Annotated in this window: 15 protein-coding genes; 5 read left to right on the forward strand and 10 right to left on the reverse strand. The window is 47.4% G+C overall.

From position 1 onward, the window contains the following. Window positions 1–26: 26 nt before the first annotated feature. The 3 genes from PG728_RS03435 to PG728_RS03445 form a co-directional block, all read right to left on the reverse strand. On the reverse strand, window positions 27–779 hold the full coding sequence (locus tag PG728_RS03435) for a type I 3-dehydroquinate dehydratase (protein ID WP_270625872.1): 753 nt from the start codon (window positions 777–779) through the stop codon (window positions 27–29). Window positions 780–971: 192 nt separating this feature from the next. Continuing rightward, window positions 972–1,205: a hypothetical protein gene (locus tag PG728_RS03440; protein WP_270625873.1), complete on the reverse strand. Its 234-nt coding sequence runs from the start codon at window positions 1,203–1,205 to the stop codon at window positions 972–974. Window positions 1,206–1,234: 29 nt separating this feature from the next. Next, window positions 1,235–1,957: a hypothetical protein gene (locus tag PG728_RS03445; protein WP_270625874.1), complete on the reverse strand. Its 723-nt coding sequence runs from the start codon at window positions 1,955–1,957 to the stop codon at window positions 1,235–1,237. A 419-nt stretch (window positions 1,958–2,376) separates the two neighbouring features. On the opposite strand from PG728_RS03445, the gene PG728_RS03450 reads away from it, so the two are divergent. From PG728_RS03450 to PG728_RS03465, 4 genes are all read left to right on the forward strand, one after another. Then, window positions 2,377–3,510 carry a sensor histidine kinase gene (locus PG728_RS03450; protein ID WP_270625875.1) on the forward strand — a complete coding sequence of 378 codons (1,134 nt, stop codon included), beginning with the start codon at window positions 2,377–2,379 and terminating at the stop codon, window positions 3,508–3,510. Continuing rightward, window positions 3,500–4,165: a response regulator transcription factor gene (locus PG728_RS03455; RefSeq protein ID WP_270625876.1), complete on the forward strand. Its 666-nt coding sequence runs from the start codon at window positions 3,500–3,502 to the stop codon at window positions 4,163–4,165. Before PG728_RS03450 ends, PG728_RS03455 begins: the two co-directional genes overlap by 11 nt. Window positions 4,166–4,295: 130 nt before the next feature. Then, window positions 4,296–5,546 carry an exonuclease SbcCD subunit D gene (locus tag PG728_RS03460; protein ID WP_270625877.1) on the forward strand — a complete coding sequence of 417 codons (1,251 nt, stop codon included), beginning with the start codon at window positions 4,296–4,298 and terminating at the stop codon, window positions 5,544–5,546. Next, complete coding sequence (locus PG728_RS03465) at window positions 5,547–8,621, forward strand: AAA family ATPase (RefSeq protein WP_270625879.1); 3,075 nt, start codon at window positions 5,547–5,549, stop codon at window positions 8,619–8,621. 26 nt (window positions 8,622–8,647) lie between these two features. On the opposite strand, the gene PG728_RS03470 is transcribed toward PG728_RS03465, so the two are convergent. The 5 genes from PG728_RS03470 to fdxA all read right to left on the reverse strand — a co-directional run bounded on the left by PG728_RS03470 (window position 8,648) and on the right by fdxA (window position 13,145). Beyond that, entirely contained in the window at window positions 8,648–9,328 is a 681-nt protein-coding gene (locus tag PG728_RS03470; protein ID WP_270625880.1) for a metal-dependent transcriptional regulator, read from the reverse strand. A 34-nt stretch (window positions 9,329–9,362) separates the two neighbouring features. Continuing rightward, complete coding sequence (locus tag PG728_RS03475; protein ID WP_270625883.1) at window positions 9,363–10,031, reverse strand: vitamin K epoxide reductase family protein; 669 nt, start codon at window positions 10,029–10,031, stop codon at window positions 9,363–9,365. Window positions 10,032–10,138: 107 nt separating this feature from the next. Further along, window positions 10,139–11,479 (reverse strand): citrate synthase, encoded by a 1,341-nt coding sequence (locus PG728_RS03480; RefSeq protein ID WP_270625884.1) that lies wholly within the window; start codon window positions 11,477–11,479, stop codon window positions 10,139–10,141. A gap of 101 nt (window positions 11,480–11,580) precedes the next feature. Beyond that, window positions 11,581–12,738 carry a succinyldiaminopimelate transaminase gene (dapC, locus tag PG728_RS03485; RefSeq protein ID WP_270625885.1) on the reverse strand — a complete coding sequence of 386 codons (1,158 nt, stop codon included), beginning with the start codon at window positions 12,736–12,738 and terminating at the stop codon, window positions 11,581–11,583. Between the two features lie 80 nt (window positions 12,739–12,818). Next, entirely contained in the window at window positions 12,819–13,145 is a 327-nt protein-coding gene (gene fdxA / locus PG728_RS03490; RefSeq protein ID WP_072509576.1) for a ferredoxin, read from the reverse strand. 38 nt (window positions 13,146–13,183) lie between these two features. Between fdxA and PG728_RS03495 the strand changes: the two genes are divergently transcribed. After that, window positions 13,184–13,417 carry a hypothetical protein gene (locus PG728_RS03495; RefSeq protein WP_270625886.1) on the forward strand — a complete coding sequence of 78 codons (234 nt, stop codon included), beginning with the start codon at window positions 13,184–13,186 and terminating at the stop codon, window positions 13,415–13,417. A gap of 25 nt (window positions 13,418–13,442) precedes the next feature. Here PG728_RS03495 and typA read toward each other — a convergent pair whose 3' ends face one another. Then, a complete protein-coding gene (typA, locus tag PG728_RS03500; protein ID WP_270625887.1) occupies window positions 13,443–15,368 on the reverse strand; it encodes a translational GTPase TypA in 1,926 nt (641 codons plus the stop codon). A gap of 170 nt (window positions 15,369–15,538) precedes the next feature. Then, the gene (locus tag PG728_RS03505; RefSeq protein ID WP_072509573.1) at window positions 15,539–16,279 is read right to left on the reverse strand and encodes a general stress protein; all 741 of its coding nucleotides are present in this window, start codon (window positions 16,277–16,279) and stop codon (window positions 15,539–15,541) included. Between the last annotated feature and the right edge of the window lie 130 nt (window positions 16,280–16,409).

The following is a 16,409-nucleotide window of genomic DNA, read 5'->3' on the forward strand; positions in this document are numbered from 1 at the left end:
TAGTTACCTGATTTCTGGTTGGTATTTTACTTTTCGAGGACGGATAGCACGCTCGCAGTTAAGAAAGAACTAGCTTGTCCGGGCGCACTGGGGGCAGTACCGGGCAGCGCCGCAAAAGTCGCACAGTTTCCAAATATCCCCCCAATTAACCGGCTAGCGATACCGATAGTGCCCATACCTGCAACTATAAATGGGCGTTTTCCGTCGGTATCGCGATAATACTTGTCCATGGCGCTAAATATCTGTAGCAGATGGGAGCTGTTCGTTACCGTAAGAGCCAGTTTTGCTACCTGAGCCCCGCGTTCGTGAGCGGCAGCTAACCAGTCATAGATTCTTTCGCTATCCATTTTTTCGGCTTCCGCTGCCGCAAAATAATGCCTAGAAAGAACGCTTATTACCCCCTGGTCATGGGCATAAGCTAAAGCCTCAGTTACCAAAGAAAAATCGTCCTCTATATCGAGGGCGAAAGCACCCGCCTCTACCAATAGTTTCACGGCTTGAAGCTGCTGAGCTGCTTCAAGGTGAGAGGCTCCTCCTTGCGCAATCGTGCGACAGGTTGCCAACCAGGGAAAGCCAATTTGGGGAGCTATTTCAGTGGCTATTTGTTGCAAAGCCACCGGATTGTCATGCCTAGAAAACTGATCAATTCGCCATTCCACCAAATCGGCTTCTGGGGGAATCGCAGAAATCTGAGATTGAAGTTCCTGATGATTACGCCCGGTTAGTGGAACTATCAAGCTTGGCCTGCCGGGAGTAAACAGGGTCTGGGTATTATTCAACCGTTTACCTCCTGGTTTTCCTGTGTCTTATGGGCGTTATAATCTTACCCCGAGCACCCCAATCGGGAGCATTTGAAGCATAGTCGCATCAAGTACTGTTTTACCCGACATACTAGGGTTTCGTATTCGATAAAAATATGGTCAGAAACTACCGTATTGGCAATTTCTGACCACATTTTAATATCGATTAGGTTACTTACGGATTCCCCATTCGCGATATTTTTCTTGAAGAAAACGATTCAGCAACAAAAGCACTACTAGACCAATATAAGTTACGGCTAGTATCCCCACCCCTAACAAGATTCTTATCGGAACAGCGGAGAAAGAAGTAATAAGTTCCCAGGCTTCCCAAATAATCACTGGTGAAAGTAAAGTAACCAGGATTAAAGAGAAAGTCCATAAATGAGTTTCAATCCATTTTTTCATTTTTATTTCCTATTCTTTCGCGTCTATTCTTAAGCTGCTCGGCATCTTGATGATTTAATACTTGCGGGATATGCATAGAGCCACGGTCGAGCTTTAGGACATCTCCCAATTTTATTAATAACTTTTTTAGCTACTATAGTTGCTCCCCATACAAAAGCACACCCAATAGTCCCTACACCCGGTATAGCGCAGATAGCAGATTTCAACGCTGCCCCACCAGCTCCTACCATAATCTTTTGAGCCGCCCGATTAAAACGCACCCATCTTCCTTTAGAGTCTTTGCCTGCCCAAATTTTTGGATACCATTCGTCTCCACTTTTTACTGCTAGGCGTTTAGTATAAACCGCTTTCGACAAGGCTGTAGCTTCTACGGACTGAGATTCTGCCTCGTAATAAAACCAAATTTGCTGCCCATCTGCAAGCTTTAGTTCAGTCTCGTAAATTCTTTTCCCATCATTATCAATCGTGTATCGCAATTTCCCAGTTTCAGCTTGAGCCTGCATGATTACTTGTAGCCCCGTATCTAAGGTTTCCAAGTCAGACTCAGTAAGATTCTCTGATGACATATTTACTCTGTCACGTATCGGCTCCAATTTAGAGTTCAGTGGTTCAGATACAGACACAGTGGTCTTACCCTCAACTACTTTATTATTGGAGATTTCAGCAGACGCAATCGTACTGGTCCCTAATGTAAGTGATGTAACGAGCGCCCCCACCATTAATGTCCTGGCGCATAGAGTCCTGACTATCATTGAAAACTTCCTTTTCTTTTTCATTCCGTTTGGACTCTTTGAGAGTATTTGCGGACGCTAAATGTTGTACACCGACAAAAGTAGGTATTTCATACCGACAAATGTCGGTATACCTAAATGAACAGGATAAATAGGGTGAGCATTAAAAGAATGTATCTAGGAAAGGATAGACACCTATGGCCTCCCTTGCTTCTACACTAACCGGTCTAAGCTTTGCTTTAGTATTACAAGTTAGCATCCTTCAACCCTCTCCTACCTCACCGGATATGCACCCCATTAATAGCTATTCCCCGAGCGTCACAAAGATAATTAAGGAAATCGCGCAAGCTAGTACCCCAATCATATGTAGATCATTTCCGAGACTTTCGATATGCAATCAAAAGAAATGACCGACAGATTTAACGGTATAGTTAGAGCTGATGATTGACTCGATTCTTCAAACATTTGACCGCCCGAAGGTAACTAAAATAGTAGTTTTTACCTCTATTGCTATCCTCATCGGAGGCATAGAGCTATTTGACCTACAAAACACTCAATCTTATTCATATTATTTGACAGCATTAGGGTTGCTTACAGTATTCGCTCTTTCTGCTTGGAATACCGTTTTCGAGTTCATATTTATTACTACGAAAATACTGCTGACTGTCTTTAATCTTTTAGATCAGTTAGAAATGCTCGACATAGGAATATTTACTATTGTCGTGGTGTGGATAATACGCTCTTGGTTTTTACCCGCACTTGCTGTTCTGTTCCTAAATGAAACGATATCTTTTCTAGTTTCCGATATCCCTGAAGCACAACTGCTTAGTTCAATCATCAATATCCCCATAGTGGTTTCTATTGGTTTGGCTTTGTCCTGGCAAAAAGGAAAACGAATCCTGGCGGAAGCATCTAAAGAAAAAGCCCGACAAGCAAATCTAGATATCCGATCCGAACTCGCAAAACAGCTTCACGATACTACTGCTAAAGATATTGCTCATATAGCAATCATGCTGCAAGATTTTACTCAACAACACCCGGAACACTCTGGACAGTTGCGTCCCATTATTGATACTGCCTTCACCGCTTCTCGCCGTATTCGCCCGATGATTCTATCCTTAGATACTGAGGCAAAAGAACTATCGACATCTCAGGTTGTCCAACAAGTTGAGCAGATGCTTACCACCCGAAAAATCGCACTTGAGACAAGTATTGACAGCGAAATTGACAACAGTTTAGATAGTAAACTGTCCAAAAAGATAAACCTAGTTTTAAGAGAATGCGGAACCAACATATTAAAATACGCGCCACCTTCCTCTAACGCTAGCGTTGAAATTTATATCAATCATGCTAAAGAGCAAGTTACCGTCTCAATCATCAATCAAGTGGCTCCCGGTTCACATTTTACTGAAATAACTGGGGGATACGGTCTTCTTAATTTGAAACAACGCCTAGAGAGCGAAGGGGACAGCCTTGAGTTTACCCAGTTAGACGAAAGATGGATTATTAATGTCACTTTACAAATCAATCCCAGACCGCTTACCCACGAACAGGAGAACCTAGATGTCCACTGACTCCATTCGGATTCTATTGGCTGATGATGACGACATTATCCGTCAAGGCTTAGCTAATCTACTGTCCAACCAAGAAGACTTCGAAGTGGTAGCTACAGTCTCTAATGGTGCGCAAGTATTTGATGTGCTAGCCAAGCAACGTATCGACATTGCGCTATTGGATGTTGATATGCCAATCTTGAACGGGATTGAAACCGCCAAACGTATCAGCCAAGATTACCCCACGGTTAAGTCACTCATGCTAACTGCCTTTGAAAGTAAAGACTCATTGGCGCAGGCTATCGGTTCAGGGATATGTGGTTTTCTAACTAAAGATACTCCCCTTCCAGAGCTAGTTACTCTGATTCGTCAAGCCTACCGCGGTCAAATTGTAATGAGTCCCAAACCAACCGAACTAATGATGGTTAGCTATAAAGAGGGACAACAAGCAAGGGAAAAGTACGCTGATTTCATCCATAGTGTTGAAACTTTACCCGATTATTTACGCCCCACATTCAAATTGTTAATCAAAGCTCTAGCTAACAAAAACATTTCTAGAAAACTACATCTAAGTGAATCAACGGTACGATCCTATGTATCAGAAATACTTATGCGTACTGGCACGGCAACCAGAGCAGAACTAGCTATCACCGCCATTAAAGCCGGAATCCAGTAATCTGGGTCTCTATAGACTCATCTGCCACACTCTGGGGTGGAGGCTTAATCGCTCGTGCCTACTAGGTCTAGGAAAGTTTGGCTATTAGCCAGAAAGCGTTTTATTTAATAATGCTTACTATTATGTTCTTATGAAGCTAATCCACACCTCCGATTGGCACGTGGGACGCACTCTCTATGGGGAAGATTTATCTGCGGCTCACCGCCAGTTCTTCTCTTTCCTCACTGAGCTGGTCAGGGAGGAAACTGTATCAGCAGTCCTAGTTTGTGGTGATATTTTCGATCGCGCTATCCCCTCGCTGGAATCTCTAGAAATCGTTTCCCAAGCCCTAAATGAACTAACAGAATTAACGACAGTAATCTTAACTCCCGGCAATCATGACAGTGCCGAAAGACTAGGTTTTCTCTCCCCTTACGTCAGCGGAAACCTCCATCTACGTACCTGCCTAGCCGATATTTCCCGACCGGTTGAAATAGGCAGCCAATCAGAAACCGTGCGAGTGTGGGGACTACCCTATCTGAATCCCGATATGGTACGTACCAGCCTCTATGACGGATACCCAGATACCGAGATAACTGCTAACCAAAAAACCGAGGCGGAAGCAGCTGAAATCCCTCGGCTCCCTCGTTCCCATACAGCAGTTATTGCAGCCGCCATGCGTAAAATCGCTAAAGCCCAACGCGCCCTCACCACTCCGGCTCGCACAATCATTATGGCTCATGCTTTCGCAGTGGGAGCCGCACCGTCCGACAGTGAACGTGACATTACCGTGGGAACAGTTCCGGCAGTTCCTCTAGACGTATTTGAATGCTACGGCATGAACCATCCGGCGGAAAACCAGATTTTACCTGCCCCTGATTACCTAGCCTTAGGTCACCTGCACGTACCACAAAGACTAAAAACCAAACTTAGCAGTGGGCGCTATAGCGGCTCGCCAATAGCTTTCTCATTCTCGGAATGCCACACTCCAAAATCGGTGGTGCTTTTAGATACCGCCGCCAAAAACTTAGACCCACAGTTAATTCCCACTCCGGTCTATAGACCCCTAGCCCGGATAAAAGACTCGTTTGAAAACCTGATTAGCAGCACAAAATATAGTGAATACTCTTCTTACTGGTTGGAAATAACAGTCACGGATACTCAACGCCCAGAGCAAATGGTAACCAAGCTGAAGCAACGCTACCCGCACGCCCTCGCAATGCTGCACGAAAGCACCCAGGTAAGTGGCGATATTCAACATCGCGCGTTACAGACAAACCAACATAGACCCGCAGCCCTGGCAAAAGACTTCTTTAGTCTTGCTCGCCATGGACAACAGTTAAGCGACAGCGAAAACCAGCTAATTGAACAGGTATATGAGCAGGTGCGAGAGGAAATCTAAATGCGGATATTAAAGCTCAGCTTCGAGGCAGTGGGGCCTTTTGGCGGTAGGCAAACTATTGACTTTACCAAACTGGGTACCGCAACCGGTTTGTTCCTGATTCACGGGCCAACCGGTTCGGGTAAATCCACTATCCTCGATGCCATTGTTTTCGCCCTCTATAACGATGTAGCTTTAGAATCCAGTTCCTCAAAAAGCCGGATGCGCTCTGACTATGCCCAAGCGGATCAAATCAGCTGGGTAGAGCTTGATTTTGAGGCACGCGGACAGCTATTTCGAGTGCGGCGCGTCCCTCAATATACCCGAGCTAAACATCGCGGAACAGGAACCACGCTACAACCAGCGCAAGCCACTTTATGGCGTTTATCCGCTGAGGGTATTCCCCAGGCAGATGCGATAGCTGCTAAGCCCCAAACTGTTAATCAGGAACTGGTCGGCCATATTCTTCCCCTGTCGAAAACCCAGTTCTTACAGACAGTAATCCTGCCTCAAGGGGCATTCTCCCGTTTCTTACGCGCCAGCTCTGATGAACGACAAGATATTTTGCAGCGTATTTTTGGTACTCGGATTTTTGCCCTAATGCAAAAAGAGTTCATTGAAAGAGCCCAGCAAGCCAAACTAAACACCAAAACTGAATCAAAAGAACTGGCTAGTAAACTAACGCTTTTTACGGAAAACTGGAAAAATCTAGAAGACTCTCTCGGCACGCCTAGCAGCGATTTTACCTCTTTCAATGAAAGCCTAGCAGCCCTGCCAGATGTCCTAGATGAGCAGATTATCAAGTCATGGAACAGGGTCTACTCCCTGCCTACCAAAGAAGCAGACCCTTGGATTAGGAAGCATACGGCGCAGCTTCAAACAGCAAGTCAGAATTATCAGAACGCCCTCGAAAAGCTAGAAAAAGCTAAAACCCTAGCCCAAGATCTTAACGAACTTAAACACTTACTTGAGGACGAGAAAAGGCTAACAGCTGAGCAAGACAGAATCATATCTAATAAGGAAAAAATATCTAATCATCAGCGCGCAGCCCGCATAAAACCTGCCTCAGATTTGTGCGCTCACTACCAGGCTCAACTAGAAGTATCCAGCCAGAAAATACAGGAAATATTAGCAGAAGAATCCTTCATTTCTCTAGACTTTGCTGTAGGAAAAGATAAACTGTCTCTCGCTGATTTCAGTGAAAAGGTATCCAAAGCAAGTAAAGAAATCGCTAAGGAACTGGGTGCTCTCACTCCCCTGATTGAGCGCCAGAAAAAAATTCAGGCTTTAGAAACTGAAGTTAGAAACAGCACCAAGTCCTATATAGAAATTTTGCGTCAATGTGCATTAATATCCAAAGATATTTCGCAGCTAATTCCCCAGATTTGCACCCAAAAAATCCATAAAATACGGCTTGAACGCGAACAGCTTTATCTAGAACAAGCACGTCAAAAACAGATAGAACTACAAAAATACCAGGGTGAACGTGAACATTTTTTAGATGATTTTCAACGTTTCAATAGAATGCAAAAAGAGTTTAACACCCTGCAAACAGACGCTCAGAAAAAATCCCAAGACGCTGCCGAATATGAACGCGAATTCTTTGTAGATTCGGCGATCGTATTAGCCGATAAGTTAGTAGCTAACCACCCCTGCCCGGTGTGCGGATCACGCACCCACCCGCAGGTTGCCCAGGGAAAAGCTTCACCCCATTATTCCCTGGCAGGACTGACAAGAATCCGCAACCAACGAGCCCAAGCGATAACCGCCGTCCGACAAAAAAGGTTGCAACTACGCGAAGAACACTCTCGCTTGAAAGGTGTGCTTGGAGGTCTTAGAAATAGCTTCCCAGGAAATGCCGATAGGATTATTGCCCGAGTGGATTATCTGCAAAAACAAGCAAAAGAGCTGAAAACCTATAATAATCGGATAAAACAATTAGAATTCCAAGGGCGTAAATATAAAGATAATCTACGGGATTTAATCGGTAAAGCCCAATTGCAAAAAACTAATACTCAAAATGCTTTACGTCAAATAAGGGAAATTGAAAATGAAGTCGCTATTTCTTCTCCAGGTGAAAATCTTTTTACCCGTCAAAAAGAGCTAAATGATGAGCAACATAAACTAACGGTGTTATTTCAGGCAATCCAACAGACCAGAACGGATGAAATCAAATTTAGCCAAGCAAACCTACGGTTAAAAGAATCATTAAACACAGAAAACTTCCATAGCGCTCAACAGGCAAAGCAGGCCCTCCTGGAAGAAACTACCTATGAAAAGCTAGTTGCGCAAACCGAGGAATGGGAAAACGCCTATCAGGCAAACCAAGTAAAACTAAGTTCACCGCGGATAGCGAAGCTTAGACACCAAGCCCCCACCCCGCCGGATTTAACGGCACTAGAAACCAAAGTCGAAATAGAAAAAACGCTTTTTGAAAAACGACAGGCAACCCTGAGCCAGGTTCGCGAGCAGTTACGGACAGTAAACAGCGCCGCCCGCTCCCTAAAAACTGCCAGCAGGAAGTATTTGGAGCATATTAGCGATGCATCGGAACTGATTACTTTGGCAAACCTCGCTAAAGGGGAAGAATCTTCCGCTTTAAAGTCCCCCTTAGCGACCTGGGTTTTGCTTGATCGTTTCCAAGAGGTGTTAGATATTGCGAACCCCTATTTAGGGAAAATCTCAGCTGGGCGCTACTCTCTTTCGCGTAGTGATAACGAATCTTCCCGCCGCCGTAATCAAGCATTATCCCTGGTAGTCACCGACCATTTCTCGGGTAAAGTTCGCGAGGTTTCCGCCCTATCGGGCGGGGAACTATTTTACTGTTCCTTATCTTTGGCTTTAGGTCTTTCCGAGGTAGTAACCGCCCAGGCGGGCGGAGTCGAGATTTCTTCTATGTTTATTGATGAGGGTTTTGGTACTCTTGACGACACGAAACGTTCACTGGTGATGGAGGCGCTGCAATCAACATCAGTTTCGGGCAGAACCGTGGGCTTAATCAGTCACGTAGGTTCTCTGCGTTCAGAAATTACTGATCAGATTGAAGTGGTTTTCACCCGCGAGAAAGGCTCAACCCTGAGGATTACCGGGAACTAAAGCCGGATACCGAAAACCGGAATTCTTTAGTCGGTTACCCAAATGGCTTTAACGGCTGGTTTACCTAAAGTAACCTGATGGTTATTGATTTTTAGCTGCATTATTCCGGCTTCCGGAATTTTCTCGATTGGGGTGAGGACGACCCCGGGGACCACCCCTACGGACTGTAAGAATCTAAGCAAAGCCGGGTTAATGTCATTTATGCGCGCAACTGTGGCAGATGTATTTAGGGGCGCTTCAGATAAGGGGCGAGTAGATACTGGAGGGATATCGCCCTCAATAGTGGGAATGGGGTCGCCGTGGGGATCGTTTTTAGGATGCCCCAAGGCTTTATCCATGGCAGCAATAAGCTTGTCTGATGCGGCGTGTTCTAGTATTTCGGCTTCGCAGTGAACCTCATCCCAGGGGTAGCCCAGTTTTTGATGCAGATAGGTTTCGAGGATACGATGCTTGCGCACCATTTTTAAGGCTAGTTTTCGCCCTCTCTCGGTCAGAGATATTCCCCGATAGGGCGCGTGGGTAATTAACCCTAGTTTATCTAGGCGGCGAACATTTTCTGAGGCAGTTGAGGGAGCAACCCCCATTCTTTCGGCTAGTCCGGATACGGATAGGGATTTGCCTCCCCATTCGCTAGCTCCTAGAAGATTTTTTAAATAGTCTTCTACTACCCGGGAAGTATCAGCGTTGCTGTCAGTTTCCCTACTCATTTACTCCCCCTGTTTGCCTGGCTATTTTACCTGTTTAGAGGCGGAAAATTTGCATTCCAAAAACTTGGAATAGGAGGGCGAAGATTGCCGCGATTGTTAGCAGTGCTCCCAGCCACCAATATCCTACTAGAGCGCGGCGAATCCCTTTAAGAGGACGAGCCGGGCTAGCTGCTTGGCGTACTAGAATAGCATAGGATAGCCAGGCGAGAAAAATAGTTGCCAACCAGGTTAGAAAACAGTAGGGACACAGTGAATGTAGGCTAAACGCCGAGGTAAACAAGAAAAAGATTACGGATAGTAAACCAAAGCTGGTTCCAATACAAAAAATCACTAATCCCCATTTTGGCAGGTATTTGCCGCATAACAGATAGATTGCAACGATGATTAGCCCCAAGAATAACGCCATACCAAAAATCGAATTTGGGATACCGAAAACTAGGTGACCTACCGGCGAATCCATCGCGCCCCGACAATCCACCACCTGGTTCAGGGAGCAGCCCAGCCCGAGCTGCGGATGGGCACGGTGAATCATTTCGGTACGCCACAGCTGCGCCGAAGCCATAAATCCGAGTGCCGAAAAAAGGATAATCCAAATACTGTATGCACGCGGTAAATATCCGCTGCGCATTTTCGGAGATGGTGAAAGCGGGTCGGCATAAAAACTTAGTTCTGACGATGACAGGGCTTCTTCAGTTTCGACCATGTTTCCCCTTTGTTGCTATTTACACCTGCACATTATCTAGCATAATGGGCAAATCAAAAACCGTGAGATTCCCGTGAATAGACCCGAGGATTTGTTTTATCGAATTTCTATTTTGCTTCTCGCATACGTAAGGGCACATAGTCGCGCTTTGGCTCTCCCTGGTAAACCTGGCGAGGACGACCGATACGGGTCATGGGGTCATGGAGCATTTCGATATATTGAGAAATCCAACCCGGCAGTCGCCCTAGCGCAAACAGTGGGGTGAACATCTTGGTGGGGAATCCCATTGCGGAATAAATCAAGCCGGTATAAAAATCGACATTTGGGTATAGTTTGCGTTCAATGAAATAGTCATCTGAGAGTGCCACCTGTTCTAGTTCCATAGCCAAATCAAACAGGTCATTGTTTTTTCCCATCCGCTCAAGCACTTTGTGTGCCTGTTCTCTGACAATTGCTGCCCGGGGGTCATAGTTTTTGTAAACTCGATGACCAAAACCCATTAGCTTAACGCCCTGTTCCTTATTTTTGACTTTTTCAACAAAGTCTTGAATGGACAACTTACTGTCCCGGATATTAATCAGCATCCTGAGTACGGCTTCATTAGCGCCCCCATGCAACGGACCGGACAACGCCCCCACCCCCGCGGCTATGGAAGCATACATATTTGCATTCGCCGAACCTACCAGGCGCACCGTGGAAGTCGAACAGTTTTGTTCATGATCAGCATGCAAAATAAACAGTACTTCTAGGGCGCGAATAATCGCCGGGTCAATATCGTATGACTGGTAGGGTAAACCGAAAGTCAAACGAATAAAGTCCTCTACATAGGAGCGTTCGTTATCCGGATAGAGCAATGGCAGACCAGCGGCACGTTTGGCAATATAAGAAATCATGGTCGGGACTTTTGCCAGCAGCTGCACTGCCTGAATTTCTTGCAATTCTAGGTCATGTACATCGGCAAAAGTATCTTCATAATAGGTGGCCATCCCGGCAATGCCGCCCTGCAAAATAGCCATCGGGTGACCATTGGAGGGGAAAGCGGTAAAAAATGCCCTAAAGTCTTCGTGCAAGAGCCTTTGACGCTTAACTCGCCTAACGAACTCATCTAGTTGCGTTGAGGTAGGAAGTTCTCCTTTAATCAGCAAATATGCAACTTCCAGGAAGCTGGAGTGGTTTGCCAGCTGGTCAATCGGATATCCCCGGTAACGCAGCACCCCTTTACCACCATCAATGAAGGTCACTTTGGAAGTACAAGAAGCGGTAGTGGAAAACCCGGGATCTAACGCAACCAGACCGGTTTCTCCCCGAAGTTTAGACACGTCAATTCCCCGGTCACCGCAGGTTGCCTTGACGGGAGGGAATTGAATAGTTTTACCATCAACTTGCAAAATGCCTGGTTGGCGGTCGAAATCATTTAAGGTTTGGGCATTTCCTAAACTTTCAGCCATTTCGACAACCTTCCCAAGGGAGATAGCTAACGCCGCCCCCTATTTAATATGCAGGACTTATCGCCCTCAAGACTATACCATGTTCGTAAAGACTTCACCATTTAAAATGATTGTTCTAAACGCCTAGCCGCTTTCTTAATATCCTCATCTTTTACGCACAGCGCCACCCTAACATGCTTGCCGGGACGGCAGTTATAGAAACTTTCTGGGGCTACAATTAGACCAATTTTAGAAAGCTTATCCAGCAGACGCCAATCTGCTCCCTGACCAGAGCGCACCCGCGAGTCCGCCCTATCAGCAGGATCATAAACCCAGAGGTATAGACCCGCCTCGCAGTCATCCTCTATTTTTAACCCCGCCCGCGAAATCGCCGCCCCCAACACTTCGCGCCGCCATTGATAGCGAGCCACCTGTTTACCAACATGCTCCCTATCTAAAAGCACCCCCGCAAGTGCCTGCTGCACCATAGCGGGCATCATTTGCCCCATATGTTTACGTACTGAAAGTAAAGCTGAAACCAAGTCTCGGTCTCCGGCTACAAAAGCCGCGCGGTATCCTGCCAGATTAGATTCCTTCGATACCGAATAAACCAATAGCAGGTTCTCGCTAGTGCCCCCACACACGTCCTCGTCCAAGATTGAGGGCACCGGCTCGCCCACCCCGTAAGTGAGCTCGGCATAGCACTCATCGGAAGCAACTATCGCGCCTACCTGTCGCGCCCAGGAAACCACCTGTCGCAACCAATCTTTACTTCCCACCCAGCCGGTAGGATTAGCGGGGCTATTTATCCACACCAAAGCGGCATCACGTGGCCAAGTAGAAATATCGGAAGAAACCGCGATTCCCTTAGCCCCAGCCAATCGGGCACAAATATCGTAAGTCGGGTAGGCAATATCTGGGAATAAAACCGTATCTGTACTGCCGAGCCCTAACTGCCACCCCAACGAAGCCACCAGTTCTTTAGAACCTACCGTTGGTAGACAAGAATCCTCGTCAATACACCTAATATTCCGAGTGCGCGCCCAGCTACAAATAGCATTTCGCAGCAAATCACTGCCCGCCACCGGAGGATAGCCGGGACTATTAGCGGCCTGAGAAAGTCCCGCCAGGGCAGGAGGCGGGCAATCATCGACCGGAGTCCCGATAGATAAATCTACCGCCCCACCCTCGCAAGCAGCGGCTTTAACCCGATAGGGCGTGAGCAAATCCCAAGGAAAAACCGGCAAATCTAGAGGACGGGGAAATCTAGTGTTTCTCATGTTCCCAGCCTAAGACAGCGGTAGGGCAAAAATCCCTCGCGTCCACCAGAAAAAGTGAAACGGGTAATGCGTCCGTAAAACTATTCCGCGCGGGGAGGAAGCTTTTCAACCATAGGATCGTCATATCCCGTAGGTCCCACACTGGAAGCCCCCCCGGGAGAGCCTAAATCTTTAAGATCGAAAAAGTCAGTATTCGCGCGATAGTAATCAGACCATTCCTCAGGTAAATCGTCCTCATAGAAAATAGCTTCCACCGGACAAACCGGTTCACAAGCCCCACAATCCACGCATTCTTCAGGGTGAATATAAAGAGTACGTTTACCTTCGTAAATACAATCCACTGGGCATTCATCAACGCAAGCGCGATCTTTAACATCTACGCATGGTTCCGCAATCACGTAAGTCATTTACTCTCCTTAAGTATCGATATTGCTAGTATCTCACTATGAACTTAGTAGGCAATCAAAAACCGCCGCCCCGTTTGCCTTGGATGTCTTGGAAAGTCGGAGAACGGGTGGTACTGCGTAGACGAGAAGCCGATGGGCTCTATGACGCTCTTGGGGAAGTCCTGGACGTAAGCCCTGCTAGCGTCACTATTTTGACCCGCAAAGGACCGGTAACAGTTCCGGCAGAAAAAATGGTGACCGGAAAAAGAGTCCCGCCTGCGCCAAAAATCTAGCCCGATTCTCGTCTCTCAAAATCTGCTATTCGTCGCGTTCCTGGCGGCGCCGACGCGAAGCAATTTTGAAACGATCTTGCGCACTTAATACCACTTTGCGGATTCGGATTTCTTCCGGGGTAACCTCCACGCATTCGTCCTCGGCCGCAAATTCCAAAGACTCTTCCAAGGTGAGCATGCGCGGCGGAATCAGCCCCTCATAGGCTTCCGCAGTAGACGAGCGCATATTGGTTTGTTTCTTTTCGCGAGTGATATTAACGTCCATATCCTCCCCGCGCGGGTTTTCGGCCACCACTTGCCCCTCGTAAACCTCACTAGCGGGTTGAATAATGAAACTACCGCGTTCTTGCAGCTGAATCATAGCGTAAGGCGTAGATTTCCCGGCGCGATCTGAAACCAAAGAGCCGCTTTGACGGCGCGTAATAGCACCCTGCCAAGGGGCATAGCCGTCCGCAATAGAAGAAGCAATCCCCGAGCCACGAGTTTCGGTTAAGAACTTGGAACGGAATGAAATCAGCCCGCGAGCAGGAACCCGGAAAATCAGGCGCACCCAACCGGTGCCGTGATTAGACATGGTCTGCAATTTACCTTTACGTGCCGCCATCAGTTCGGTAACTTTACCCAGGTATTCTTCCGGCACATCGATGGTCATTAGTTCCATAGGTTCACAGGTCTTCCCATCGATTTCTTTGGTAACTACCTGCGGTTTTCCGGCTGTTAGCTCGAAGCCTTCTCGGCGCATTTGCTCAATTAGAATCGCTAGCGCCAGTTCCCCACGCCCTTGAACTTCCCAGGCATCGGGGCGTTCGGTTGGGAGCACCCGCAAAGACACGTTACCGATTAGCTCGCGGTCTAAACGGTCTTTAACTTGGCGGGCAGTGAGCTTGTGTCCTTTGACTTTTCCGGCCAGCGGAGAGGTGTTAGTTCCGATAGTCATCGAGATAGCCGGATCATCTACCGTGATTAAGGGTAGCGGCTGGGGATTATCCAAATCTACTAGGGATTCTCCGATGGTAATGTCCGGGATACCTGCCACTGCCACAATGTCTCCGGCGTGGGCTTCACTCACGCTTTGGCGTTCCAAACCGAAGGTGGCTAGCAGCTCGGTTAGTTTCACATTGGTTATTGAACCATCCTGGCGAGCCCACCCTACTTGTTCGCCTTGTCGCAAAGTACCGTTGTGAATCCGCAGCAGAGCCAAGCGTCCTAGGAAAGGGGAAGAGTCCAGGTTAGTTACGTGGGCAGCCAGGGGAGCTTGCGGGTCGTATTCGGGGCCAGGTATCCGGTTAATGATTGCGTCAAATAGGTCGTGCAGGTCATTTCCGGGGAGTTCACCGCGGCCGGGTTTTTTCCACGAACAACATCCGGCTTTCGCCGAGCAGTAGAGCACTGGAACATCGAGCAGAGCATCTAAATCTACTTCTTCACCCTCATCAACTAGGTCTTGAGCCAGGGACAAAAGCAGGTCCACAGTTTCGGCTTCAACCTCGTCGATACGCGAATCTGGGCGGTCTACCTTATTTATCACTACGATTACAGGCAGGCGTGCCGCTAAGGCTTTGCGCAGCACAAATCGGGTTTGTGGTAGGGGACCTTCGGCGGCGTCTACTAACAGCACTACCCCATCCACCATGGAGAGGGCGCGCTCTACTTCCCCACCAAAATCGGCGTGACCGGGGGTATCTACTACGTTAATGGTAATCCCCTCGCTGACTCCGACCTTTTGAGCGGCTTTACCCGCATAGTGAACGGCAGTGTTTTTTGCCAGGATAGTAATCCCTTTTTCCCGTTCGAGATCACCAGAATCCATCACCCGTTCCCCGGTTTTTTCTACACTCGCGTGGTCTCCGAACGCTCCGGACTGCCAAAGCATTTTGTCCACTAGGGTAGTTTTCCCGTGGTCTACATGGGCAACGATTGCCACATTCCGCAAATCCTGGCGAACTTCCATTCGCGCCTCCTTATAGCCGTTCCAAGTGGTATCTCGGACATGAAAAAACCGGCGGGATTAGAACCTGCGCCGGAACTAAAATAAATATACCTCTACCAGCTCTACCAGTACTAACGGACGTCATTTAAGTCACTGTTTATACCGGTACAATCCGGCGTTTATCCGGGTGGCTAGCTTTTTAGCTCTTTGGAAGGAGTTTCCTCTATCTGAGGAGAATCTTGCGCATTATTTCCGGTAGCGTCCTGATTAACTTGACCGTTACCAGCAAGGTTATTTGCCGAATCCGAGTCATCTTTTAGCTGTGTTTGTTGTTCACGAAGTTGCCTGCGCGCATCGGGACTAAGGCGCACTCCGAAACGAGGTTGCTCATCCATCCCCGAGCCGAACTCGCTGTTAGTGGCGGCAGTGGGGGTATCTTGTTCGATTACTGCGGTTTGAAAACGGGGATTATCTAATAGAAACCTGCGAGCCGTAAAATAGTCTTCCCGAACCATTAACACCTGTTCTTGAGCGGTAAAGGCGGAAGAGAAAGCGATGGGTGCGCCGGTAGCGGAAGAATGAATTGCCCAGGCTATCAACCGTTCTATCGCTCTTAAAAACGCGAATGTAAACACCACTAGAGGAGCAAATACCGACAGGGCAGGTTTCCAAATCATAAACAGGAGAGCAAAAAATATCCCCATAATTAGCCCGCGGATAAACCCGGAAATCATGGCTTTAGGCCAGGTTACTGTCCCTAGAACTTGGTTTGAGCGGGTCAATCCCCGTTCTTGCAAAACCAGATTTTGGATAGGGAAATCTTTGGATTTCAAATAATTAATGGCTTCTTCTGCGCTTTCTCGGGAAGAAAAAATCGCTAAGTCCTGCCCGGTGGGAGCGGTAGTTATCATACGGTTTGGAATTAGAGCCATAGCCACAGTTTGCCTTTTAAGCTGCTTAAATGCAAAAGCGATTAGCGTAGAACAGGCGGGTTTAGCCAGGGGCGAATCAGCGTCTAATCTGGGGCAGATCTTAGAAGCCTAAAAGATAAAATGATATTAA

Origin of the sequence: Varibaculum timonense, assembly GCF_027694345.1 — a bacterium.
Lineage (GTDB): Bacteria > Actinomycetota > Actinomycetes > Actinomycetales > Actinomycetaceae > Varibaculum > Varibaculum timonense_A.

Coding starts and splice junctions, on each gene's coding strand:
- PG728_RS03470 (WP_270625880.1), bottom strand. CDS start 9,328: ATGAGTAGGGAAACTGACAGCAACGCTGATACTTCCCGGGTAGTAGAA.
- typA (WP_270625887.1), bottom strand. CDS start 15,368: ATGGAAGTTCGCCAGGATTTGCGGAATGTGGCAATCGTTGCCCATGTA.
- PG728_RS03505 (WP_072509573.1), bottom strand. CDS start 16,279: ATGGCTCTAATTCCAAACCGTATGATAACTACCGCTCCCACCGGGCAG.
- PG728_RS03445 (WP_270625874.1), bottom strand. CDS start 1,957: ATGATAGTCAGGACTCTATGCGCCAGGACATTAATGGTGGGGGCGCTC.
- PG728_RS03475 (WP_270625883.1), bottom strand. CDS start 10,031: ATGGTCGAAACTGAAGAAGCCCTGTCATCGTCAGAACTAAGTTTTTAT.
- PG728_RS03495 (WP_270625886.1), top strand. CDS start 13,184: ATGAACTTAGTAGGCAATCAAAAACCGCCGCCCCGTTTGCCTTGGATG.
- PG728_RS03440 (WP_270625873.1), bottom strand. CDS start 1,205: ATGAAAAAATGGATTGAAACTCATTTATGGACTTTCTCTTTAATCCTG.
- dapC (WP_270625885.1), bottom strand. CDS start 12,738: ATGAGAAACACTAGATTTCCCCGTCCTCTAGATTTGCCGGTTTTTCCT.
- fdxA (WP_072509576.1), bottom strand. CDS start 13,145: ATGACTTACGTGATTGCGGAACCATGCGTAGATGTTAAAGATCGCGCT.
- PG728_RS03480 (WP_270625884.1), bottom strand. CDS start 11,479: ATGGCTGAAAGTTTAGGAAATGCCCAAACCTTAAATGATTTCGACCGC.
- PG728_RS03460 (WP_270625877.1), top strand. CDS start 4,296: ATGAAGCTAATCCACACCTCCGATTGGCACGTGGGACGCACTCTCTAT.
- PG728_RS03465 (WP_270625879.1), top strand. CDS start 5,547: ATGCGGATATTAAAGCTCAGCTTCGAGGCAGTGGGGCCTTTTGGCGGT.
- PG728_RS03450 (WP_270625875.1), top strand. CDS start 2,377: ATGATTGACTCGATTCTTCAAACATTTGACCGCCCGAAGGTAACTAAA.
- PG728_RS03455 (WP_270625876.1), top strand. CDS start 3,500: ATGTCCACTGACTCCATTCGGATTCTATTGGCTGATGATGACGACATT.